We start from the raw sequence: 23,349 nt of genomic DNA on the forward strand, positions 1-23,349 counted from the left end.
CACGCACGCTCACCGGACCGCCTTGCCGTCCAGCACCGTCGGCACGCCGCGCAGGAACGTCGCGACGATCCGCCCGGGCAGCACCAGGCCGGCGTACGGGTTGTTGCGGCTGCGGCTGGCCGAGTCCATCGGGTCGACCGTCCGCCGCGCCTTCGGGTCGACCAGGGTGAAGGTCGCCGGGGCGCCGGGCGCCGGGGCGTGCCCGTGCTCGGTCAGCCCGGCGATCCGGGCCGGCGTGCGCGACATCCGGTCGGCGATCAGGTCCCAGCGCTCACCGAGCACGTCGAGCACCACCGACAGCGCGGTCTCCAGCCCGACCATGCCGGGCCGGGCGTAGCCCCACTCGCACTCCTTGTCCTCCACCGCGTGCGGCGCGTGGTCGGTGGCGACGATGTCGATGATCCCGTCGGCGAGCGCGGCGCGCAGCGCCGCCACGTCGTCCGCCGTACGCAGCGGGGGGTTGACCTTGAAAACCGGGTCGTACGTCGCCGCCCGCTCGTCGGTCAGCAGCAGGTGGTGCGGGGTGACCTCGGCGGTGACCCGGACCCCGCGCTCCTTGGCGTGCCGCAGCACCTCGACGCTGCCGGCGGTGGAGACGTGGCAGATGTGCAGGCGGCTGCCGACGTGCTCGGCCAGCAGCACGTCCCGGGCGATGATCGCCTCCTCGGCCACCGCCGGCCAGCCGGTCAGGCCCAGCCTGGTCGAGACCTCGCCCTCGTGCATCTGCGCGCCCTGGGTCAGCCGGGGCTCCTCGGCGTGCTGGGCGATGACACCGTCGAACGCCTTCACGTACTCCAGCGCCCGACGCATCAGGCGCGGGTCGGCGACGCAGTGCCCGTCGTCGGAGAAGATCCGCACGTTCGCGGCGCTGGTCGCCATCGCCCCGAGTTCGGCCAGCCGCTCGCCGGCCAGCCCGACGGTGACCGCGCCGATCGGCTGCACGTCGACCAGCCCGGCCTCCCGGCCCAGCCGCCACACCTGCTCGACCACCCCGGCGGTGTCGGCGACCGGCGAGGTGTTCGCCATCGCGCAGACCGCGGTGTAGCCGCCGAGCGCCGCCGCCCGCGAACCGGTCTCGACCGTCTCGGCGTCCTCGCGGCCCGGCTCACGCAGGTGGGTGTGCAGGTCGACCAGGCCCGGCAGGGCCACCAGGCCGTCCGCCTCGAGCACCTCGGCACCGGTCGCGGCCAGCCCCCGGCCGGCCTCGACCACCAGGCCGTCGCGCACCAGCAGGTCGGTCGGCTCGGCACCGACCACCCGGACCCCCCGGATCAGGTACGACGACATCACTTGCCCCCAAGCAGTAGGTAGAGGACCGCCATCCGTACGGACACGCCGTTGGCGACCTGTTCGACGATCGTGGAACGCGGCGAGTCGGCCACCTCGGGCGCGATCTCCATGCCCCGGTTCATCGGTCCGGGGTGCATGACGATCGCGTGCCCGGGCAGCCGGCGCATCCGCGGCCCGTCCAGCCCGTAGCGGCGGGCGTACTCGCGGGCCGACGGGAAGTAGGAGTCGGCCATCCGCTCGCGCTGCACCCGCAGCATCATCACCACGTCGGCGGTGGGCAGCACGGCGTCGAGGTCGTACGAGACCTCCACGCCCGGGGCGAGCGCGGTGCCGATGTGCACCGGGATCAGGGTCGGCGGCCCGACCAGGGTGACCTTGGCGCCCAGCGTCGACAGCAGCAGCACGTTGGAGCGGGCCACCCGGCTGTGCAGTACGTCGCCGACGACGGCGACGTGCAGGCCGGCGAGCCGGCCCAGCCGGGCCCGCATCGTGTACGCGTCGAGCAGCGCCTGGGTCGGGTGCTCGTGGGTGCCGTCGCCGGCGTTGACCACCGAGCCGTCGATCCAGTTGGCCAGCCGGTGCGGCGCGCCGGAGGCGGGGTGCCGGATCACGACCGCGTCGGCGCCCATCGCCTGGAGGGTGAGCGCGGTGTCCTTCAGGCTCTCGCCCTTCGACACGCTCGATCCCTTGGCCGAGAAGTTGATCACATCGGCGGAGAGGCGCTTGGCCGCCGCCTCGAACGAGATCCGGGTCCGGGTGGAGTCCTCGTAGAAGAGGTTGACGACGGTGCGGCCGCGCAGCGTCGGCAGTTTCTTGACCTCGCGGCCGGCCAGGGCGGCCATCTCGGCGGCGGTGTCCAGGATCAGGGTCGCGGTGGTGGCATCCGCGTCGGCACCGGACAACAGATGTTTGATCATGCTTGAGAAGACCCCCCGTAGAGCCTTACCTCGTCCTCCCCGTCGCACTCGGCGAGGGTGACCTTGACGCTCTCGCTGAGCGCGGTCGGGATGTTCTTGCCGACGTAATCGGCGCGGATCGGCAGCTCGCGGTGCCCCCGGTCGACCAGGACCGCCAGCTGCACGCTGCGCGGCCGGCCGATGTCGGCCAGCGCGTCGAGCGCGGCCCGGACGGTGCGGCCGGAGAAGAGCACGTCGTCGACGAGAATGACCCGGCGACCGTCGATGCCGCCCGGCGGCACCTCGGTCGGGCCGATGGCCCGGGTCGCCTTGAGACGAAGATCATCGCGGTAGAGGGTGATGTCCAACACACCGACGGGTACGTCGAGCCCCTCGAAGGTGCGGATCCGGGCGGCCAGCCGGCGGGCCAGCGGCACACCCCGGGTCGGGATGCCGAGCAGTACGGTGCCGGCGGCCCCCTGGGTCTTCTCCAGGATCTGGTGGGCGATCCGGTCGACCACGCGGTGCAGGTCGGCGCTGTTCAGGATGACCTTCACGGACGGTGGCGACGCCACCGGTGGCTGGGCAGCCTGCGGGTAGGCCACGTCGGACCTCCTTCCCCGCCTCACGGGACGGGTCGTTAAAGGATGTCGGAACCTGCTCCGGCCGGGACGGATCCCGATCAGCGCAGGGCTGACGCTACGTTACCAGCGACCAGGCCGCCCACCTGGGCGGGGGCACCCTGAGGGGCGGCTCCGCCGCCGGATTCGGGTACGTCGCGGCGAAGGCTTTCGGTAATCGCCACTTGACCACTAGTCGCAATCCCCGTACCGTCACGCTCCGTAGCGATCGCTGGGGAAAACCCCGGGCCAGCACTGGGAGTGTCCGTATGCCCTCTGAATACGCCAAGTCGTTGGGAGCCCGCCTGCGCTCCATCCGTCAGCAGCAGGGCCTGTCCCTGCAGGGGGTGGAGGAGAAGTCGAACGGGCGCTGGAAGGCCGTCGTCGTCGGTTCGTACGAGCGCGGCGACCGGGCCGTCACCGTCTCGCGTCTCGCCGAACTCGCCGACTTCTACCGGGTACCCGTGTCGGAACTGCTGCCGGACGGCAGCGGGGTCCGGCACGAGCCCACCAACAAGATCGTTCTCGACCTCGAGCGGCTCTACGACGAGGCATCCGAGGAACTCGCCTACGTCGCCCGCTACGCCCGCGCGATCCAGCAGCAGCGGGGCGACTACAACGGCCGGGTGCTGTCGATCCGCGCCGACGACCTGCGTTCGCTCGCGATCGTCTACGACTCGTCGCCGTCGGGTCTGATCGAGCGGCTCAACGAGCACGGCGTGCTCGTCGCCGACCCGCGGGCGTTCTTCGCCTCCTGAACCACCCGTCGAGGGGTTCCCGGCCGCCGCCGGGGACCCCTCGACGCATTCGGGCAACCGGAACGGCGACGGCTCCCGGTCGGGAGCCGTCGCCGTTCGGATCTGCTTCGCGCGCCGCCGCCCGGGCGCGGCCGGGTCAGCGGGTCGCGTATTCGGCGATCCGGCCGAGGACGCCGTTGAGGAACCTCGGCGAGTCGTCGGTCGACATCTGCTTGGCCAACTCGACCGCCTCGGTGATCGCCACCGCGTCGTCGATCTCGTCGACGTAGAGCATCTCCTGGACCGCGATCCGGGCCAGGTTGCGGTCGACGGTCGGCATCCGGTCGATAGTCCAGCCCTCGGCGTAGCTCGCGATCAACTCGTCGATCCGGTCGAGGTTGGCGGCCACCCCCTCGACCAGGCTGGTGGTGTAGCCGATGTGCTCCGGCAGCGGCCGGTCCAGCCGGGCCAGGTAGGTCGTCAGCACCTGCGCCGGTGGCAGGTCACGCAGATCGGCCTCGTAGAGCACGTCCAGGGCCCGCTTGCGCGCCTTGCGGCGCGCGGGCATCTGGGTCTTGGGGCCCTCGGCCATCAGGCCCGGCCGAGGTAACGACCGTCGCGGGTGTCGACCTTGATCTTCTCGCCGGTGGTGATGAACAGCGGCACCTGCACCGTCGCACCGGTCTCGACCGTCGCCGGCTTGTTGCCGCCGGTCGACCGGTCGCCCTGCAGGCCCGGCTCGGTGTACGTCACCTCCAGCACCACGCTGGTCGGCAGCTCGATGTAGAGCGGCACCCCCTCGTGGGTGGCGACCACGGCCTCCGCCTCGGGCAGCAGGTAGTTGGACGCCTCGCCGACCGTGCCGCCGGCCACCGGGATCTGGTCGTAGGTCTCCAGGTCCATGAAGACGTAGTCGTCGCCGTCGGCGTAGAGGTATTGCATGGTGCGCTTGTCGACCGTGGCGGTCTCGACCTTGGTGCCCGCGTTGAAGGTCTTGTCGACGACCTTGCCGGAGAGCACGTTCTTCAGCGTGGTGCGCACGAACGCTCCACCCTTGCCGGGCTTGACGTGCTGGAACTCAACGACGGACCACAACTCGCCATCGAGGTTGAGGACCAGGCCGTTCTTGAGGTCGTTCGTGGAAGCCATTGCCTGCCTTGATTCTGTGTCGACGGTTCGGTGCTGACGGTTCGGTGCTGACGGTTTCGGTACTGACGGTTTCGGTACTGACGATTTTGGTACTGACTATCGGTACAGACTATTCAGTGCTGAGGGGGTGCTTCGACTTGCGGAAGGACCTGACAAGTCTACTGGTCGCGCGGTCGTACCGGGCACCGGCTACGCGGCACCGGCGCGATCCGGCCGGCCGGTCACCCCGAGGTGGCGGCCAGCCGGGCGACGTGGGCCAGCGCCAGCCGGTATCCGTCGACCCCGAGCCCGCAGATCACCCCGGTCGCCACCGCCGAGACCACCGAGTGGTGCCGGAACTGCTCCCGGGCGTGGATGTTGGAGATGTGCACCTCGATCAGGGGCCCGCGCAGCATCGCGCAGGCGTCCCGGACCGCGTACGAGTAGTGCGACCAGGCGCCCGGGTTGAGCACCACGGCGGCCCGCTCGTCGGCGGCGGCGTGCAGCCAGCCCAGCATCTCGTGCTCGGCGTCGGTCTGCCGCACCTCGACGTCGAGGCCCACCTCGCGGCCGGTCTCCCGGCACAGCGTGACCAGGTCGGCGTAGCTGGTCACGCCGTACACGTCGACCTGGCGGGTGCCGAGCCGGCCGAGGTTGGGGCCGTTGAGGACGTACGCCTTCACCGCGCCACCGCCGCGTAGGCCGCCCGCAGCAGGTCGTCGTCCGGACCGTCCAGGATGGACGGCCGGGCCGGCCCGTCGAGTACGACGAAACGCAGCCGCGACCCGCGCGCCTTCTTGTCGACCCGCATCGCGGCCAGCAGCCCCGGCCAGGCGTCGGCCGGATAGCCGGTCGGCAGGCCGAGCGCGGTCAGCGTGGCCCGGTGCCGGTCGGCGGTCGCCGCGTCCAGCCGGCCGGCGAGGCGGCCCAGCTCGGCGGCGTAGACCAGGCCGACCGCGACGGCGTGGCCGTGCCGCCACCGGTAGCCCTCGACCTTCTCGATCGCGTGGGCGAGGGTGTGCCCGTAGTTGAGGATCTCCCGACGGCCAACCTCGCGCAGGTCGCCGGCGACCACGTCGGCCTTGACCCGGACCGCCCGCTCGACCAGTTCCCGCACCACCGGCCCGTCCGGGTCGGCGGCCCGGGCCGGGTCGGCCTCGACCAGGTCGAGGATCGCCGGGTCGGCGATGAATCCGCACTTGACCACCTCGGCCAGCCCGGCGACCAGGTCGACGGCGGGCAGGGTGGACAGCAGCGAGAGGTCGCACAGCACCCCGGCCGGCGGGTGGAACGCGCCGACCAGGTTCTTGCCGGCACCGGTGTTGATCCCGGTCTTGCCGCCGACGGCGGCGTCGACCATGCCGAGCAGGCTGGTGGAGACCGGTATCCAGCGCACCCCGCGCAGCCAGCAGGCGGCGACGAAGCCGGCCAGGTCGGTGACGGCGCCGCCGCCGATCCCGACGACCGCGTCGGTGCGGGTGAAGCCGGCCGCGCCCAGCGCCTCCCAGCACCGGTCAGCGACCCCGATGTCCTTACCCGCCTCGGCGTCGGGCACCTCGATCGGCAGGGGGCGCCGGCCGGCGGCGGCCAGCCGCCGCCCGACCGCGTCCGCGTGCGCCTTCAGCGGCGGGGCGTACAGGATCGCGACCTGGTCGGCGCCGGCCAGCAGCGGCGGCAACTCGTCGAGCAGGTCCCGCCCGACGAGTACGTCGTACGGCCGCTCGCCCCCGACGGTGATCCGCGTCATCTCGTCCATCGCCCCCGACCCTAGCCGCCCCCACGATCCCGACGACCGGGGGCCGGCACCCCGCGTGTCGCGGATGCCGGCCACCGGGGTCGACGCTCAGATCAGCTTGAGCTCGCGGGCCAGGACGGACGCCTTGTTGCCGCCGACGGCGAGCTTGCCCTGGTCCAGCTTGAACACCTCCGCGATCAGCGCGTCCCGCAGCGTCTTGTACCTGGTGAAGTCCGCCTTCTGGAACAGCCGGGGCGAGTCCAGGTCGGCGGGTACGTGGTACGGGCGCGTGATCGGGCGCGCCGACGCCGTGAACTTCTTGGCGCCATCCGGGGTCGGTGCGATGCCGTCCCGCGCGTCCCACTGGCCGATCCGCTTCGCCATCGACAGGGCGGTCGGCGTACCGCCGGCGGTCAGGCCGGGGTGCCCCACGCCGAACTCGAAGCTGTACACGACCGCCTCGGCCTCCTCACCGGGAAGCGTGCCGGTGGCGACGTCGGCGCTGAAGTCGATCACGGTGGCGTCGTCGAACTTCATCCCGTACTTCCACCGCCGCGAGACGACGGTGAGGACGTGCCGCACCTTCCACTCCTGCTTCAGCAGGGCGGTGAGTCCACGGGCGGCCAGTACGTCGTGCAGGACCCGGGCGAACGCGTTGTCGATGTTCTCCCCGTCGCACAGCAGCCGGCCGAGGGCCGCCATGCCCTCCTCCGTCTTCATGGCCGACTCGATCAGGTTGATCTGCGCGGCGAGCCGGATGCGTTCGCCGCCCTTGTCGACCGTACGGCCCTTGACCGAGACCAGGTAGGTGCCGACCGGGTCGCTGCCGACCATCCGGCGGCGCAGCACGATGTTGTTGGCCAGCAGCGGGTACGCGGTGTCCCCGCCGACCAGGTCGAAGTAGTGGTCGGTGTAGGTCTTGACGCTCTTCTCCACCGAGACGAGTTGGTAGGGCCGCTTCGGGACCTCGACGTCCTTCTTCGGCGCCGTCCGGGACTCCTCGATCAGCTCCGCGGCGGTCTTGACCCGGTCCGCCAGCCCGTCGAGGCCCTCGACGATCGCGGTGATCGTCTCCTGGTCGTCGACCTGGTACTCCGACTCGGCCTCCAGCGTGGTCGCCATCTCCCTGCCGTCGGCCAGGATGCCGGCGAAGGCGTCGTAGACCGGCCGGCGCCGGCCCTTGGAGAGCCGCTCGGCCATGTTCCACTCGCTGTTGCGTACGGACTCGGACGCCTTGAGGTCGTCCGTGGTCCGCTCACGCAGAATGATCTTGCCGGAACCACCCTTCTCGAGCACGCCGCCGCTGGCGTGGTTGGGGTCGTTGCCCTGGCCCTTCGTGTCGGCGAGCCAGTGTGCGGTGATCCCGAGTTCCGGGTAGTCCCGCTTGAGCGATTCCAGCGTCTTCGGTCCGACCTCCACGCCGAGCGCGCGGGCGAGATCCGTGACCGGGTACGTGAACTCGACGGTGTGGACGTTCTCGTCCACGGTCGGCTCCAGCAGCGCGACCATGAACACGTACTGGTTGGTCGCGCTCTCCAGGTAGACCGGCACCAGGTCGTGCGGCGCACACATGTGCTTCGGGTTGCACCACACCTCGAACCGCACCGTGAGGGTCTTGGCGTTGACGACGGCGTCGAGCACCTCGACGCGGGCCCAGTCGTCGAACTTTCGGCCTTCGCCGTTGACCCGGACGTCGCGCAGCCCGAACCTCTTGTGGTCATCGGCCAGGCGGGCCTTCAACACCTTCGGCGTCTTCATCTTCGTCTGCTCGGCGAGCAGGACGCGGTCGGTCAGGCCCTTGAACATCTTGTCGTCGTCGGTGACGATCCGCTTGTCCAGGGCGGGCTGCTTCGGCTGCATCGCTCTTCTCCTCACGCATCGGGGGTGCGTCAGGCAGACGGGCGGCGGCCGGCCAAGATACGTCGGGTCGGACAGGCGACAGTCAGCGGCGAAGGTGGGCGCGGATCTCGGTGACGACGTCCTCCGGCGTCCGGTCGTCGGTCGGCACGGTCAGGGTGGCGACCTCGGTGTAGAGCGGCAGCCGCTGCTCGAGCAGGTGCCGCAGCGTGGCCCGGGGGTTGACGGCGAGCAGCGGCCGGCCGGCACCGAACCCGACCCGCTTCACCGCCTCGGACAGCCCCACCGACAGGAAGACCACGGTGTGGCCGGCCAGCGCCGCCCGGGTCTTCTCGGCCAGGATCGCCCCGCCGCCGAGCGCCAGTACGCCGTCGAACGACTCCAGCGCCGCGATCACCGCGGCGTGTTCGAGTGCCCGGAAGTGCTCCTCGCCGTCGTCGAAGAAGATCTCCGGGATCGGCTTGCCGGCGGTCGCCTCGACGTCGGCGTCGGTGTCGCGGAACCCGACCCCGAGCGCGTCGGCGAGCGCCTCGCCGACGGTGGACTTGCCGGCGCCCATCGCACCGACGAGCACGCAGACCGGCGCCACTAGCGGATCACCAGGTGGTCCAGGTAGCCGGCGAGGTTGCGGCGGATCTCGGTGACCGAGTCGCCGCCGAACTTCTCCGTCGCCGCCTCGGCGAGCACGAGGGCGACCATCGCCTCGGCGACGACCGCCGCCGCCGGCACCGCGCACACGTCGGAGCGCTGGTTGATGGCGGTCGCCGGCTCGCCCGTGCTCACGTCGATGGTCGACAGTGCCCGGTTGAGCGAGGAGATCGGCTTCATCGCGGCCCGGACCCGCAACGGCTCGCCGGTGGTGATCCCACCTTCGAGACCGCCGGCACGGTCGGTGACCCGCCGGACCCCGTTCGCCGTCGGGATGATCTCGTCGTGGGCGACCGAGCCGCGCGAGCGGGCCTGGGTCCACGCGTCACCGATCTCGACACCCTTGATCGCCTGGATCGACATCAGCGCGGTGGCCAGGCGGGCGTCGAGCTTGCGGTCCCACTGGACGTGGCTGCCCAGTCCCGGGGGCAGCCCGTACGCCAGCACCTCGACGATCCCGCCGAGCGTGTCGGCGTCCTTCTTGGCGGCGTCGACCTCGGTGACCATCCGGGCGCTCGCCTCCGGGTCGAGGCAGCGCAGCGGGTCGGCGTCGACGCGTTCGGCGTCCTCGGGACGGGGTACCAGGCCGGTCTTGGCGGCCACCGATCCCAACTCGACCACGTGCGAGACGATCTCGATGCCGAGCGCCTGGCGGACCAGTGCCTTGGCGACCGTGCCGACGGCGACCCGGGCCGCGGTCTCCCGAGCGCTCGCCCGCTCGAGGATCGGCCGGGCGTCGGTGTGCCCGTACTTCTGCATGCCGGCCAGGTCGGCGTGGCCGGGCCGGGGCCGGGTCAGCGGGGCGTTGCGGGCCTGTCTCGCCAACTCGTCGGGGTCGACCGGGTCGGCGGCCATCACGGTCTGCCACTTGGGCCACTCGGAGTTGCCGACCCTGATCGCGACCGGGCTGCCGAGGGTCACCCCGTGCCGTACGCCGCCGATGATCTCGATCTCGTCGCGCTCGAACGACATCCGCGCGCCGCGGCCGTAGCCGAGCCGGCGGCGGGCCAGTTCGCGCCCGATGTCGGCGGTCGTCACCTCGATCCCGGCGGGTACCCCTTCGAGGACCGCCACGAGGGCGGGACCGTGCGATTCACCTGCAGTCAGCCAACGCAACACGGTGCCCAGTTTGTCACGCAACCACCGGGGCCCCGCGGGCCGGCCACGCCGTCCCGCCCTGCGGAACCGGCGCCCGGTCCCGGGCCGGTGGGCCGGGGACCGGTTTGGCCCGCCGGCACCGGTGGGATGCGGGCCGGGTCAGCGGGCGGCCCGCAGGGCCGCCCGCATCGCGTCGACCGGAGCGGTGACCCCGGTGAACTGCTCGAACTGGCCCACCGCCTGGGCCAGCAGGAGGTCGAGGCCGGACAGCACGGGGCAGCCGGCCGCGGCCGCCGACTCGGCCAGCGGGGTCGGCCACGGGTCGTAGATCGCGTCGAACAGGACGGTCGCCGGTCGCCACGACGCGTGGGACGCCAGCGGGTCGGCGACGCCCTTCGGCACGGTGGAGATGACCACGTCGGATTCGAGGTGGGCGGCCGCGTCGGGCCAGGCGCCGATGGCCAGTCCGATGCCGAGCGCCTCGGCGACCGGCCGCAGTTCGTCGACCGCCGCCGCTCGGCGGGCGACGACGGTGACCGTCGGGGCGCCGAGTTCGGCCGCGGCGGCCAGCGCCGCCCGGGCCGTGCCGCCGGCGCCGAGCACCGTCACCGCCGGCGCGGGCGCCACCCGGGCGCCGCGCAGCACCTCGACCATGCCGGGCACGTCGGTGTTGTCGGCGTACCAGCCGTCGGGCCGGCGGACGAGGGTGTTGGCGGCGCCGACCGCGACGGCGACCTTGGAGGCGGCGCCGGCCACGGCGAGCGCCGCCTCCTTCAACGGCATGGTCACCGAGAACCCGGCCCACTCCGGGCCGCAGGCGGCCAGCCGGTCGGGCAGTTCGGCCTCGGCGCACTCGATCGCGGTGTAGGACCAGTCGGTCAGCCCGGCCGCCGCGTAGCCGGCGTTGTGGATCACCGGCGAGAGGGAGTGGGCGATGGGCTTGCCCAGCACCGCCGCGCGACGTAAGGAGACCGTCACAGTACGCCGTTCTCCCGGGCCTTCTGGATGTTGCGCTCGTGCTCGGCGTTCGTCTCGGCGAACTCCGAGTTGCCCTGCTTGTCGACCGCCACGAAGAACAGCCACTTGCCGGCCGGCGGGTTGAGCGCGCCCTCCAGGGCGAGCTTGCCCGGGTTGTTGATCGGGGTGGGCGGCAGGCCGGCCTTGGTGTGCACGTTGTACGGGTTCTTCGGGTCCTGGAGCTCGGCCGTCGTCATGTCCTTCGACGCCTTCGTCGGCTTGCCGGTCAGCTCCCAGTAGTAGTTGACGCTGACGTCGAACTGGAGGCAGCTGCACGGGAAGGTGCCGCTGTAGACCCGGTTGTAGGCGACCCGGGCGACCTTGCCGAGGTCCTGGGCGTTGCCGGCCTCGGCCTGGGCCAGCGATGCCACGATCAGCGCCTCGTAGGGGCTGATGCCGCCCCGCTCGGCCTGGACCTTGTCGGCGAAGTCCATCTCGCCGGTGACGCTGAGGAACCGGTTGACCATCATCTGGAGGATCTCCGGCGCGGTCACGTCGGGATCGAGGTCGTAGGTGTCGGGGAACAGGAAGCCCTCCGACGACATGGTGACCTCTTTGCCGTCGTTGCGGGTGAACCACCAGTCGGGCACCTTGAGCTTGAGCGGGTCCTTGGCCGCCTCCTCGAACTCCTCCGCCGGGATGTCGGTGGCCTCCGCCAGCAGCTTGTAGATCTGTTTGGCGGTCCGCCCCTCGGGGATGGTGACCTTGTTGGAGATCTTGTTGGTCAGGTCGAGCAGGAGGCTGAGCGCGGAGGCCGCGTTCATCTCCTTGCGCACCTTGTAGTGCCCCGGCTGGATGTTCTGGCTGCGCGAGTTGGCCTCGGCCGCCTCGACGAACGCCTTCGAACTCTTCACCACACCCGCGGTGACCAGGGTGTTGCCGATCTCGGCGATCGTCTGGCCGGACATGACCTCGACGACGATCTCGCCGCTGCCGCCGCCGGGGTAGTCCGGGGTGGAGAAGTAGCCGGAGATGCGGTCGAAGCCGTACCAGGCACCGCCCGCGAGTCCGCCGAGAAGCACGACGACGACCAGGAAGGCCGCGGCGGTCTTGCCCCGACCGCTCTTGCGGCGCCGCGTTCCGCGCCGGCGACGCCCCCTGCCCTCTTCGCGTTCGTCAAACGCGGAATCCAACTCGTCGATCATCACATCCGCCTCCGCTGCGCATCTAGCCAGCTCTGCAGGATCTCCACCGCGGCCGCCTGGTCGACGACCGCCCGTTGCCGCCTCCCCCGGACGCCACGCTCGGACAGCCTACGGGTTGCGACGACCGTAGACATCCTCTCGTCCACCAGGCGTACCGGCACCGGCGCGATGACTTCGGCCAGTCTGTCGGCGTAGGCACGGACGGAGACTGCCGCCGGTCCGTTTCCACCCGAGAGTGTCACCGGCAGCCCGACCACCACTTCGGGCGTTTCGTGTAGCGCTACCAGTCGCGCAAGTTCCGAAATATCGGTTGGAATGCCATCAATTGTGGTGACATCACGGGGCAAAGTGACCAGTGGGGTGGCCAGGATGCCGTCGGGGTCGCAGATGGCGACACCGACCCGCACCTGCCCGACATCGACGCCGAGGCGTACCCCGCGCTGGAAGCCGCTCATCAAGACCCTTTCACGCGATCAAGGGCTCGCCGTCCGCTCCGGAGGTCCCGGATCGGGCAGGCGAGCCCTTGATCGACACTGCTCAAGACAAACCCGTACGGCCGCCGGGGCCGCACGTCGGAAACCGGATCAGCCTACCTCCGCCACCGCCCGCTCGACCGCGACGAGCAGGTTGGCCGCCTCGGCCGCCGGCACACCGCCACCCTGCGCCAGGTCGGCGTTGCCGCCGCCCCGGCCGGACAGCGCGCCCTTGACCAGGTCGACCGCTGCCGCGCCCCGCCCCTTGGCGGCGGCGTTGACCGCCACCACCAGCGACGCCTTGCCCCCGGACCGGGCCGCGACCGCGACCACCGCCGGCCGGGCCGGATCGACCCTGCCACGGATCTCCTGCGCCAGGGTCCGTACGTCGTTGCCGGCCGCACCCTCGGGTGCCTCGGTGCCGACGTAGGCGATGCCCCGGACGTCCTTGGCCTGCCCCGCCAGCGCCGCCGCCCCACCGAGCACCAGCTGGGCGCGCAGCTTCTCCAGCTCCCGCTCGGCGTCGCGCAACTGCGTCACCGTCTGCTGCACCCGGTCGGCGACCTGGTCGCCCGGCACCCGGAAGAGTTCGGCGAGCCGGGCCACCAGCAGGTGTTCCCGGGCGAGGAAGCTGAACGCGTCGATACCGACGAGCGCCTCGACCCGGCGTACACCGGAACCGATCGACGACTCGGACAGGATCTTGACCAGGCCGAGCTGCCCGGACCGGGACACGTGCGTGCCACCGCACAGCTCGCGGGCGTAGTCGCCGACCTCGACGACCCGCACCTCGTCGCCGTACTTCTCGCCGAAGAGCGCCATCGCGCCGAGCCGGCGCGCCTCCTCCTGCGAGGTGATGAACGCGTTGACCTCCAGGTCGCGCAGCAGCACCTCGTTGACCTGCTGCTCGACATCGTGCAGCACGCTCGCCGACACCGCGCCCGGGGTGTTGAAGTCGAACCGCAGCCGGCCCGGCGCGTTCAGCGAACCCGCCTGGGTCGCCGACTCGCCGAGGAAGTTGCGCATCGTCTGGTGCACCAGGTGGGTCGCGGTGTGCGACCGAGAGATCGCCCGGCGCCGGGTGATGTCGATCTCGGCGTAGCCGGCCTCACCGGCACGTACCTCACCGCGGACCACCCGTACCTTGTGCACGATCAGGCCGGGCACCGGCGACTGGACGTCGAGCACCTCGACCTGGCCGCCGCCGACCGTGATCAGGCCGAGGTCGGGCTGCTGGCCACCGCCCTCGGCGTAGAACGGGGTGGTGTCGAGCACCAGCTCGACCGTCTCGCCCTCGCCGGCCACGTCGCGCCGGCCGCCGCCACCGAGCAGCGCGCGCACCCGCGACTCGCGGGTGACCTCGGTGTAGCCGGTGAACTCCACCGGCCCGCCGTCCTCGAGGACGGTGCGGTAGGCGGACAGGTCGACGTGCCCCGTCTTGCGCGCCTGCGCGTCGGCCTTCGCCCGGGCCCGCTGGTCGGCCATCAGCCGCCGGAAGCCGTCCGCGTCGACCCGCAGGCCCTGCTCCGCCGCGATCTCCAGGGTCAGGTCGATCGGGAACCCGTACGTGTCGTGGAGCTGGAACGCCTTCTCGCCCGACAACGTGTCGCCACCGGCCGCCTTCGTCGCCGCGACCGCCGTGTCCAGGATCGTCGTCCCCGACCGCAGCGTGGCCAGGAAGGCGTCCTCCTCCGCGTACGCGTACTGGGAGATCCGGTCGAACTCCTCGGCGACCTCCGGATAGGACGGCGCCATGCAGTCCCGCGCCACCGGCAGCAGCTCGGGCAGCGCCCGCTCCTGCCAGCCGAGCAGCCGCATCGCCCGGATCGCCCGCCGCATGATCCGCCGCAGCACGTAGCCGCGGCCCTCGTTCGACGGGGTCACCCCGTCGGAGATGAGCATCAGCGACGTCCGGACGTGGTCGGCGATCACCCGCAGCCGTACGTCGTCCGGATGCGACTCGCTGGCCACCGTGCCGGACCTCGCCCCGTAGACGGTGCCGGTCAGCTCCGCCGCCCGCGACAGGATCGGCCGGACCTCGTCGATCTCGTACAGGTTGTCGACCCCCTGCAGGATCGACGCCATCCGCTCCAGGCCCATGCCGGTGTCGATGTTCTTCGCCGGCAGGTCGCCCAGGATCGGGTAGTTCTCCTTGTCGGTGCCCGGCCCCCGCTCGAACTGCATGAACACCAGGTTCCAGAACTCCAGGAACCGGTCCTCGTCGACCTCCGGACCGCCGTCGGGCCCGTACGCGGGGCCCCGGTCGTAGTACAGCTCCGAACACGGGCCGCACGGGCCGGGAATGCCCATCGACCAGAAGTTGTCCTTCTTGCCGCGCCGCACGATCCGCTCGGTCGGCACGCCGGTCCGGCGCCAGATCTCGTACGCCTCGTCGTCGTCGAGGTAGACCGTCGCCCAGATCCGCTCCGGGTCCAGCCCGAACCCGCCCTGCTCCACCGGCTTCGTGGACAGCTCCCAGGCGAGCGGGATCGCGCCGTCCTTGAAATAGTCACCGAACGAGAAGTTCCCGTTCATCTGGAAGAACGTCCCGTGCCGGCTGGTCTTGCCGACCTCGTCGATGTCCGGCGTACGGATGCACTTCTGCACGCTCGCGGCCCGCGTGTACGGCGCCGACCGCTGCCCGAGGAAGAACGGTACGAACTGCACCATCCCGGCGTTGATGAACAACAGGTTCGGATCATCGATCGCCGGCAACGGAGCCGACGGCACCACGGCATGCCCGTTCGCCTCGAAATGCGCGAGGAACCGCCGCTTGATCTCCGCCGTCTTCATCGCTTGCCTTCCTCCGGGAATATGTGCCGGTCGCCGATCCGCTCGTCGTCGCGCAGGTCGGCGAACTCGTCCTCGTAGAGCACGCCGTCGGCGAACGCCTGGTGGATCTCCAGCTCACGCTCGGCCATGCCCTCGCGTACGTCGTCCACGAAGCTACGCAGCGACGCGACGAGACCGCCAGCGGATTCCGACAGCGACTCGGCGATGCCGCCGGGGGTGTAGGAGTGTGCCTTGCGGGTCAGCTTGTGGACCACCACCGCCCCCACGGCGAGCCCGACGCCCAACCACAGCAACCGTTTCATTGCCTCTTCCTTCCTCGTGCCGAGCCGTGGGGTGCGGCGGGATCAGCGGTTGCCGCGCTTGGCGGCCCGCCGCTGCTGCTTCAGGGTGGCGCGGACCTCGCGATCCTCGTCGGCCTGCCGCCGGGCGGAGGCCGCCTTGCGTACCCCGTATCCGAACGCGGCGACCTTGACCAGCGGGTTGGCCGCCGCGGCCGAGACCACGGTGGCCAGGTTGGCGACGTTCGCGGTGACGTTCTGGGCGTGCCCGGTCATCGTGTCGATCTTGGCGAGCTGGATGTTCACCCCGTCCAGCGAGGTGTGCACCTGCGTCAGCGCGACGTTGACGTTCTCCACCGTGCTGTTGACGTTGCCCAGCAGCGGCGCGGTGCGCTCGTTGAGATCGTTGATCGTCCGGGTGGCCGCGTCGACCGTGTGCCGCAGCCGAAGGATCGGCACCGCGAGCACCAGTACGAGCATCAGAAACGCCCCGGCCGCGATCAAAGCCGCGATCTGTCCACCGTCCACGCGTGTCCTCCTCAACCGAAGCGTGATCGTCGGCGCGCCGTGCCGTCCACTGTCGGGGGTGTCGCTACCGGACGGAGGGTCCGGTGCGCCGACGCCCTCTCTGCGCCAACGTGCAGACCCTACCGTCCGTGACGGCTCCCGGCCTCACGACGGGGAGGGTGTCAGGTCCAGAAGTGGATCGTCGGTGAAGATCGGGTCCGGGTCCTCGCCGGTGAGCGACGGATCGGTGCTCGGCTGCGGTCCGGTGCGCTCGTCGGCGATCGCGTTACGTACCTTGACCGTCACCACCGAACCGGTGCAGCCCTCGGCCGCCGGCTCCTCCGACTCCTGCGGATTCGGGTCGGTGCCCGGCTCACCGGTCGGCAGCAGGTCGGGCTCCACCGCCGGCTGCTCCACCGCACAGGGTGGCTCGCGTACCCACAGGTCCAGTGTCAGCTCGTCGCGCCGCCAGCAGGTGTAGCGCCCCTCGACCGGCTGGTCCGGGCAGAACTGCGGCGTCCACGGCCGCCAGCCGTCGTCGGTGAGCGCCTTCTCGTAGACCGTCGCGGTCTCCTCGGAGCCGCGCTCGGACTGCACGGTCCGCTCCCGGAACCGGCACTCGATGAAGCACCACCGGCTGCCGTCGACCCCGTCCTGCACCGACGTCGACGCCCACGCCGGAACGGCGAGCGCGTCGAGGGAACTGAAGACCGGGTCGCGGGTCGCCGCCCGGATACCGAAGTAGAGCGGCAGCGCGCCGAGCACCAACAGGCTGACCATGATCAGGGCGGCCAGCCGCAGCCGCCGCTGCTCGCGCATCTGGCGGCGGATCTCCGACCGGGCGCCCCGGAACATGCCGGCTCCCGGCCGCCGGGCCCCGGGCCGGTCCCCGTCCTCGTCGTCGTCGAATCCGCCGTCCCGGTCGGCCGGCGGGGCGTACCCCCGCAGCGCCGGGTCGTCGGGCCGGGCGACGGCGGAGCCGGGCGGGGCCGCCCGGCCGGCGGCCGGGTCACCGGCCGGCGGCCGGACCGGGGCGGACGCCGTACGCAGCGGCGGCACCGTGGAGATCAGCGACGTCAAGGCACCGGGGTCGACCGGCGCGGGCCCGTCCGGCCGTCCGCCGGGACCCGCCCGGTCGGGACCGGGCCGGTCGGGGCCAGGCCGGTCCGGGCCGGGCCTGTTCGGACCGGGGTGGTCGGGACCTGGGCGGTCGGGACCGGGCCTGTTCGGACCGGGCGGGGGTGGCACGGCCGCGGCACGGACCACCGCCGCGGCGCGGGGTGGACCCTCGGCCGGCGGCACCGGGCCGGCACCGGGCGGGGCCGGTTCGGACCGGCGCGCCCGGTCGTCGGCGGCCGGTTCCCGGGGTACGGCCGGTGCGGCTCGCCGTGCGCCGGCCGGTCCGGCCGGGCGTGCGGTGGGACCGGCGCGGCGGACGCGGTCCGGTCGGCCGGTGGCGGGCCGACCGTCGACCGGCCGGCCGGCGGTACGGCCGCGCTACCCGCGGGTGGTACGGAGGCGCTACCGGCGGGTGGTACCGACGCGCTACCGGCCGGGGGCCGGACCGGTGCGGCCCCGGCGGGCGGCACGACCGAGGCTGAGCCGGCCGCTCCCGGCGCGCTGCCGATCCGCGGCGGAATCGCGGCACCGCCGGGCGGCGGGGGCACCGAGGCCGTTCCCGTCCCGCGCCGGTCGGTCGCCCCGTCGGGTGCGGGCGCGTGGCCGGGTACGCGTGCCGACGGGGGGCGGGCACCGGTACCCGGCTCGGCGGGACGTACCGGGACGCGTCCCGCCGGCGGGCCGTCGCCGCCACGGATGTCGCCGGTCCGGTCGCCGCGCCGCCCCGTACCGTCCGCCAGGACGTCGCCGGTGCGGTCGCCGTGCCGGCCCGCCGCGATGTCACCGGTCCGGTCGCCGTGCCGGCCTCCGGCGATATCGCCGGTGCGGTCACCGTGCCGGCCCGGATAGGCCGCACGGGGGTCGCCGGTCCGGTCGCCGGGCCGGGCGTCGCCGGGGGCGGCCCGGGCCGGGTTTCGGGTAGTACCGGGCCGCCGGCCGGACCGGCGACGCCCGGCGGTGGCCCGCCGGGCCCGCCGCGGGCGGGCGTCTGCGGCCAGCCAGCGGTGGGGGCGTCGCCCCCGCCGTCCGGCTCGGGGGCCCGGCGGCGTCCGCCGCCGGTCGGCTCGTCCGCCGGCGGGCGCTCGGCCCGCCGGAACCCGTCGAACGGTTCGCGACCCGCCTCGAAGTCGGGTATCTCGCGGCCCCGTGGCCCGGGCCCGGCCGGTGGCCGGGCGGCACCCGGGGTCTGCTGTGGAGCGGGTGGCGGCACCGGTGGGGCGTTGCCGCTCCTGGGTACGACCGGTCCGGTCCCGTCGGGGTCGGTGCCGGCGGCCCGCAGCGGCACGAAGCCACCGGACCGCGTTCCGGGCCGCTCGGCGGCGGGCGGCGGCACCGGACCGGTCGGCGGCACTGCCCGGCCGGCGGGTGGCGGTACCGGAGCAGCGGGCGGCACTGTCCGGCCGGCGGGCGGTTGCGTACCCGGCTCGGCGGCGGGTCGACCGGGCGGCGGTCCCGGCGGCGGGCCGGGCCGGGCGGCGGCCGGCGGCCAGGCGCCGGTGCCCGGCGGCGGGCCGGCCGGACCGGCCTGCCGGGGATCGGTCGGCGCCGTCTGCCGGGGATCGGCCTGGCGAGGAGCGCCCGGAGCCGCCTGCCGGGGGTCGGTCGGGACGGCCTGCCGGGGATCAGCCGGGTCGGGACGCCGGGGGTCGGTCGGCATGGCCTGCCGAGGCTCAGCCGGCCCGGCACGCCGGGCGTCGGGGTGCGCCGGTCCCTCGCCGGGCCGGGCCGGTGGCGTCGACGCGGGTGGCATCGATCCCGGCGGTATCGACCACGTCCGGGTCGCATCCGGGTCCGGGGCGGCGCGGCGGACCGGCGGCGGACCGGCGGCGGACCGGGGATCGAGGGCCGGCTCGCCACGCTCGGACCGGGATTCGGGGGCCGCCTCGCCCCGCCGGGCGGCGGGTGGCAGGTCGCCGGGGAAGGGCTCGGGCGCGCCACCCCGCGGGCCGGTCGGCTCGGCGCCGCCGGGGCCGATGTCGGCGCGCTGCTCGCGTGCCGTCCGCAGGTCGGCGATCCAGCCGAGTTCCTCGCCGGACACCTGCTCCGGTTCGGCCGGCTCGGGCCGGTTACGACCCCACCGCCGGCCCTTGGGCCGGGCGTCCCGGCCCTCCTCGGAGCCGTCTTCGGGCCGCTCGGAACCGCGCGATCTCACTGGTGAGCCTCCCCGGCAGGGGTCCTGCCGTCGTCGTCGGATGTGCTGCCGGGCCGGGCCTGCCCGCCCGCCGGATCGTTCCTGGCCGCCACACCATTGGCGGGAACCGCCACCTCGTCGGCGGCAGCCGGCGCGGCACCGGCGGGCGGCTCCCCGGCGGGTGACGGTCCGTCGATGGGCGTGGCCCGCGGCGGGCCGTCACCGGCGGACCCGCCGGCCACGGCCGGCGAGCCGTCGGTGCCGGGGTCACGCCGCGCCTCGGCGGCGCGCCCGGCGGTCGCCGGCGCGGGACCACGGGCGGGCGGGGGCAGGCCGCGCACGATCCGGCGCAGCACCGGCAGCCGGGCCGCGACGGGCCGCTCCGCGCCGTGCTCGGTCGGCCGGTAGTAGTCGACGCCGGCCAGCTCGTCCGGGGCGTACTGCTGGGTCACGACACCGCGCTGGTCGTCGTGCGGATAGCGGTAGCCGATGCCGTGCCCCAGCCCCTTCGAGCCGGCGTAGTGGGCGTCGCGCAGGGCCCGCGGCACCGCCCCGCCCCGGCCGGCCCGTACGTCGCCGATCGCGGCGGCGATCGCCGAGGTGGCCGAGTTGGACTTCGGCGCGGTCGCCATGTGGATCACCGCCTGGGCGAGGTTGAGCTGCGCCTCGGGCAGGCCGACGTATTCCACCGCGTGCGCGGCGGCGGTCGCCACGCTGAGCGCGGTCGGGTCGGCCATCCCGACGTCCTCGCTGGCGAAGATCACGATGCGCCGGGCGATGAACCGGGCGTCCTCGCCGGCGACCAGCATCCGGGCCAGCCAGTGCAGGGCCGCGTCGACGTCGGAGCCCCGCATGCTCTTGATGAAGGCGCTGGTCACGTCGTAGTGCGCGTCGCCGTCGCGGTCGTAGCGCACGGCGGCCACGTCGACCGCGCGTTCCGCGGTGGCCAGGTCGATCTCGGCCGCCCCGGTCGCGGCCGCCGAGCCGGCCGCCGCCTCGAGCGCGGTCAGTGCCTTGCGTACGTCGCCGCCGGCGAGACGTACGAGGTGGTCCTCGGCCTCGGGCGCCAGGGTGACGGCACCGGCCAGGCCGCGCCCGTCGGTGACGGCGCGGCGCAACAGGTCGCGAACCGCGGCGTCGTCGAGCGGCTGGAGGGTGAGCAGCACGCACCGCGACAGCAGCGGCGAGATGACCGAGAAGTACGGGTTCTCGGTGGTCGCCGCCAGCAGCGTCACCGTACGGTCCTCGACGGCGGCGAGGAGCGAGTCCTGCTGCGTCTTGCTGAAGCGGTGCACCTCGTCGATGAACAGCACGGTCGGCGGGCCGCCGGCGCGCCGCTGGCGGCGGGCCGTGTCGATCACCGCCCGGACGTCCTTGACCCCGGCCGACAGCGCCGACATGGCCACGAACCGGCGGTCGGTCGCCGCCGCGACCAGGTGCGCGATCGTGGTCTTGCCGCAGCCGGGCGGCCCCCACAGGATCACCGACATCGGGGCGGCGCCGCCGACGAGTTGCCGAAGCGGCGACCCCGGCGCGAGCAGGTGCTGCTGGCCGACGAGTTCGTCGATCGTGGCCGGTCGCATCCGGACCGGCAGCGGCGAGTCGGCGCCCGGGGTGGTGAACCCGTCGCCGGCACCGGGCTGCGCACCGCGCTGGCCACCGGGGTCGGCGAGCGGGAAAAGACCGTCGGGCTCCATCACGAAGACAGTACCGGCCCGGCGACAGGCGCCGAAAAGACGCCGAAGCCGGGCCGGTGACCTGCGAACGGCCGTCAGCGGCGACCTCGGCGGCTCCACCGCCGGCCGCCGGCGCCGGCCCCGCCGAGATGCAGGGCGACCAGGAGCAGTCCGATGAGTACGAGGGTGTTCCAGTTGAACAGGTCGGGCGCACCGAAGTCGGTGCTCAGCAGGTCGAGGAGCAGTGCGAAACCGAAGACCACAGCCGCGGCGATGGCGAACATGACATTTCCTCCGAGAGGGGGTTTCCCAGTGGGTCGGCGCCGGAAGTACCCAGCGGCGACCGCCGCCAATCTCCGCCGCCGCATCGACCACCGTGATCAGGCACGACGTCGGTCCGGGCGGACCGGACCCGGTCGGTACGGTGGGTCGGTGACCAGGACCGGGGAACCGCTGGCCGGGCGGGCCGAGGTGCTGGCCGCGGCCGGCGACCACACCTACGTACGGCTGACGACCGCCGGGGACCCGGCCGGCGGCGGCATCACCGGTTTCCGGCTCGGTACGGACACCGTCGTATGGTTCGGCGCCGGTCCGGGCGGACCGGTCGGGTACGCCCTCGGCGACGGGATCCGGGCCGCCAGGTTCTTCGCCTCGACCGGGCCGGACGGTCCGGTGCCGCGCCCCCGGCACCTGCACCTGCCGGACGTGTCGGCGCCGGTGCTGGCGCCGCACCTGGCCTTCACCCGGATCGGCCGGTGGCTCTTCCTCGACACGGCGGCGCCACCGTCGGCGTGTCCCGGCGAGGACGCGGTGGTGCCGCTCACCGCCGCCGACCACGACGCGATCGACGAGCTGCTCGACGACGTCCTACCGGACAGCACCACCCGGCCCGGCGACGCGCGGGTCGCCGGCTGGTACGGCATCCGTGCCGGTGGCCGGCTACTGGCCTGCGGCGCCGACCGCAGCCGCGGCGACGTCGGCTTCCTGGCCTCCCTCGCGGTCGCCCGCGACGCCCAGGGCCGGGGCCTGGGCGGTGCGCTCACCACGGCACTGACCCGCCGGCTGGTCGACCGGTACGGACGGGCGAGCCTCGGCGTGTACGTGGAGAACGTCGGCGCGATCCGGCTCTACCGGCGGCTCGGCTACACCGGCGCCCTCCCCCGCACCTCCATCTCCCTCTGATCCCGGTGATCAGGGAGTACGTCGCGCGTGTCGCCGGCGGGTCGGGGCGCGAACTCCCTGATCACGCGGATCACCGGGGGGCCGGGAGGGCTGGCCGGGGGTCAGGTAGGTGCTCACCGGCCGGAGCCGGGTCCTCAGCAGGGCGACCGCCCGCGCCGGGTCGAGACGTACCTCGGCCGGGCTCGGCCGCCCGGACGAGGCGATGGTGCCGGTCCGCAGCCGCGCCGGGTCGATCCCGTGGCGGCGGGCGACCAGGACACCGAGTTCGACGCGGCTGAGCGCCTCCGGGCCGCACACGTTCAGCGGGCCGGCGACCGGGTGGTCGACGAGTTCGAGCACCGCCGACGCCAGATCCTCGACACCGAGCGGGCAGCGGATCTGATCGGCGAACAGCCGCGGCCCGCCGTCGGTGGCGGCGGCCAGGCACAGGCGTACCTGCTCACTGTTCTCGTCGCCGACGATCAGCGAGGTACGCACCAGCACCGCGCCGGGGTCGACCAGCCGTACGGCGGTCTCGGCCGCCGCCTTCGCCGCCCCGTACGCGAAGACCGGGCTGGGCGGTTCGTCGTCGGCGTACGGCGTGGACCGTCCACTGTGGATGGCGTCGCTGGACACGTGCACGAGGCGGGCGCCGACCGACGCGGCGGCCAGCGCCACGTGGGCCGCCCCGTCGGCGGTGACCGCCCAGTCGTCGTACCGGTAGGCGGTGTTGACCACGGCGGTCGGGCGTACCCGACCGGCGAGGGCGAGCACGGCGGACCGGTCCCGTACGTCGAGCGGCGTCCAGGTGACGTCCGGCACCGCACCGGCGGTGCGGTGGTGGGTGCCGACGACCCGGCGGCCGGCGGCGACCGCCTGCCGGCACACCTCGCCGCCGAGCAGCCCGGTGGCGCCGACGACGAGCAGCGTCACAGTGCTCCCCGCCACGGTCCTGCCGCGCCATGATCCGCGTGATCAGGGAGTTTGACGCACGCCGCGCCGGCGACACGCGCGACGCGGTCCCTGATCACGCGGATCTT

Annotated in this window: 22 protein-coding genes; 2 read left to right on the plus strand and 20 right to left on the minus strand. The window is 73.2% G+C overall.

The genetic code is table 11. The annotated features are described in order from the left end of the window. Positions 1-9: 9 nt before the first annotated feature. The 3 genes from QCD66_RS24515 to pyrR are packed head-to-tail and all read right to left on the minus strand — an operon-like array spanning position 10 to position 2,791. Entirely contained in the window at positions 10-1,287 is a 1,278-nt protein-coding gene (locus tag QCD66_RS24515) for a dihydroorotase (protein WP_375735757.1), read from the minus strand. After that, positions 1,287-2,207 (minus strand): aspartate carbamoyltransferase catalytic subunit, encoded by a 921-nt coding sequence (locus tag QCD66_RS24520; protein ID WP_364207494.1) that lies wholly within the window; start codon positions 2,205-2,207, stop codon positions 1,287-1,289. The genes QCD66_RS24515 and QCD66_RS24520 overlap by 1 nt, the downstream gene beginning before the upstream one ends. Further along, on the minus strand, positions 2,204-2,791 hold the full coding sequence (gene pyrR / locus QCD66_RS24525; RefSeq protein WP_364207492.1) for a bifunctional pyr operon transcriptional regulator/uracil phosphoribosyltransferase PyrR: 588 nt from the start codon (positions 2,789-2,791) through the stop codon (positions 2,204-2,206). The genes QCD66_RS24520 and pyrR overlap by 4 nt, the downstream gene beginning before the upstream one ends. A 284-nt stretch (positions 2,792-3,075) precedes the next feature. On the opposite strand from pyrR, the gene QCD66_RS24530 reads away from it, so the two are divergent. Further along, a complete protein-coding gene (locus tag QCD66_RS24530; protein WP_212817128.1) occupies positions 3,076-3,564 on the plus strand; it encodes a transcriptional regulator in 489 nt (162 codons plus the stop codon). A 136-nt stretch (positions 3,565-3,700) separates the two neighbouring features. Here QCD66_RS24530 and nusB read toward each other — a convergent pair whose 3' ends face one another. The 16 genes from nusB to QCD66_RS24610 all read right to left on the minus strand — a co-directional run bounded on the left by nusB (position 3,701) and on the right by QCD66_RS24610 (position 21,432). Continuing rightward, positions 3,701-4,111, minus strand: a complete 411-nt coding sequence (gene nusB / locus QCD66_RS24535) for a transcription antitermination factor NusB (RefSeq protein WP_357540146.1) — start codon at positions 4,109-4,111, stop codon at positions 3,701-3,703. Positions 4,112-4,134: 23 nt separating this feature from the next. Then, positions 4,135-4,692, minus strand: a complete 558-nt coding sequence (efp, locus tag QCD66_RS24540) for an elongation factor P (RefSeq protein ID WP_364207490.1) — start codon at positions 4,690-4,692, stop codon at positions 4,135-4,137. Positions 4,693-4,913: 221 nt separating this feature from the next. Further along, positions 4,914-5,354, minus strand: coding sequence for a type II 3-dehydroquinate dehydratase (gene aroQ, locus QCD66_RS24545; RefSeq protein WP_364207488.1), 441 nt, complete (start codon positions 5,352-5,354; stop codon positions 4,914-4,916). After that, the gene (gene aroB / locus QCD66_RS24550) at positions 5,351-6,427 is read right to left on the minus strand and encodes a 3-dehydroquinate synthase (RefSeq protein WP_375735758.1); all 1,077 of its coding nucleotides are present in this window, start codon (positions 6,425-6,427) and stop codon (positions 5,351-5,353) included. Before aroB ends, aroQ begins: the two co-directional genes overlap by 4 nt. Before the next feature lie 87 nt (positions 6,428-6,514). Then, on the minus strand, positions 6,515-8,266 hold the full coding sequence (locus tag QCD66_RS24555) for a hypothetical protein (protein WP_375735759.1): 1,752 nt from the start codon (positions 8,264-8,266) through the stop codon (positions 6,515-6,517). An 82-nt stretch (positions 8,267-8,348) separates the two neighbouring features. After that, entirely contained in the window at positions 8,349-8,852 is a 504-nt protein-coding gene (locus QCD66_RS24560) for a shikimate kinase (protein WP_375735760.1), read from the minus strand. Next, positions 8,852-10,030 (minus strand): chorismate synthase, encoded by a 1,179-nt coding sequence (aroC, locus tag QCD66_RS24565; RefSeq protein WP_375735761.1) that lies wholly within the window; start codon positions 10,028-10,030, stop codon positions 8,852-8,854. The genes QCD66_RS24560 and aroC overlap by 1 nt, the downstream gene beginning before the upstream one ends. Before the next feature lie 138 nt (positions 10,031-10,168). Beyond that, positions 10,169-10,987, minus strand: coding sequence for a shikimate dehydrogenase (locus QCD66_RS24570; protein ID WP_407566796.1), 819 nt, complete (start codon positions 10,985-10,987; stop codon positions 10,169-10,171). Then, the gene (gene mltG, locus QCD66_RS24575) at positions 10,984-12,171 is read right to left on the minus strand and encodes an endolytic transglycosylase MltG (protein ID WP_364207476.1); all 1,188 of its coding nucleotides are present in this window, start codon (positions 12,169-12,171) and stop codon (positions 10,984-10,986) included. Before mltG ends, QCD66_RS24570 begins: the two co-directional genes overlap by 4 nt. After that, positions 12,171-12,626, minus strand: coding sequence for a Holliday junction resolvase RuvX (ruvX, locus tag QCD66_RS24580; protein WP_364207474.1), 456 nt, complete (start codon positions 12,624-12,626; stop codon positions 12,171-12,173). The genes mltG and ruvX overlap by 1 nt, the downstream gene beginning before the upstream one ends. A gap of 129 nt (positions 12,627-12,755) precedes the next feature. Next, positions 12,756-15,437, minus strand: a complete 2,682-nt coding sequence (alaS, locus tag QCD66_RS24585) for an alanine--tRNA ligase (RefSeq protein WP_375735762.1) — start codon at positions 15,435-15,437, stop codon at positions 12,756-12,758. Continuing rightward, a complete protein-coding gene (locus QCD66_RS24590) occupies positions 15,434-15,739 on the minus strand; it encodes a hypothetical protein (RefSeq protein WP_357540008.1) in 306 nt (101 codons plus the stop codon). The genes alaS and QCD66_RS24590 overlap by 4 nt, the downstream gene beginning before the upstream one ends. Positions 15,740-15,781: 42 nt before the next feature. Beyond that, the gene (locus tag QCD66_RS24595; protein ID WP_357540006.1) at positions 15,782-16,243 is read right to left on the minus strand and encodes a DUF948 domain-containing protein; all 462 of its coding nucleotides are present in this window, start codon (positions 16,241-16,243) and stop codon (positions 15,782-15,784) included. Between the two features lie 144 nt (positions 16,244-16,387). Continuing rightward, positions 16,388-17,077 carry a hypothetical protein gene (locus tag QCD66_RS24600; protein ID WP_364207627.1) on the minus strand — a complete coding sequence of 230 codons (690 nt, stop codon included), beginning with the start codon at positions 17,075-17,077 and terminating at the stop codon, positions 16,388-16,390. A 2,412-nt stretch (positions 17,078-19,489) separates the two neighbouring features. Next, entirely contained in the window at positions 19,490-21,169 is a 1,680-nt protein-coding gene (locus QCD66_RS24605; protein ID WP_375736395.1) for a replication-associated recombination protein A, read from the minus strand. 74 nt (positions 21,170-21,243) lie between these two features. Beyond that, the gene (locus QCD66_RS24610; RefSeq protein ID WP_357540002.1) at positions 21,244-21,432 is read right to left on the minus strand and encodes a hypothetical protein; all 189 of its coding nucleotides are present in this window, start codon (positions 21,430-21,432) and stop codon (positions 21,244-21,246) included. A 148-nt stretch (positions 21,433-21,580) separates the two neighbouring features. Between QCD66_RS24610 and QCD66_RS24615 the strand changes: the two genes are divergently transcribed. After that, positions 21,581-22,330, plus strand: a complete 750-nt coding sequence (locus tag QCD66_RS24615) for a GNAT family N-acetyltransferase (protein ID WP_375736394.1) — start codon at positions 21,581-21,583, stop codon at positions 22,328-22,330. Between the two features lie 9 nt (positions 22,331-22,339). Here the strand turns inward: QCD66_RS24615 and QCD66_RS24620 are convergent, their stop codons facing one another. After that, a complete protein-coding gene (locus tag QCD66_RS24620) occupies positions 22,340-23,242 on the minus strand; it encodes a sugar nucleotide-binding protein (protein ID WP_375736393.1) in 903 nt (300 codons plus the stop codon). Positions 23,243-23,349 lie beyond the last annotated feature (107 nt).

This window comes from Polymorphospora sp. A560 (genome assembly GCF_045781765.1).
Lineage (GTDB): Bacteria > Actinomycetota > Actinomycetes > Mycobacteriales > Micromonosporaceae > Polymorphospora > Polymorphospora lycopeni.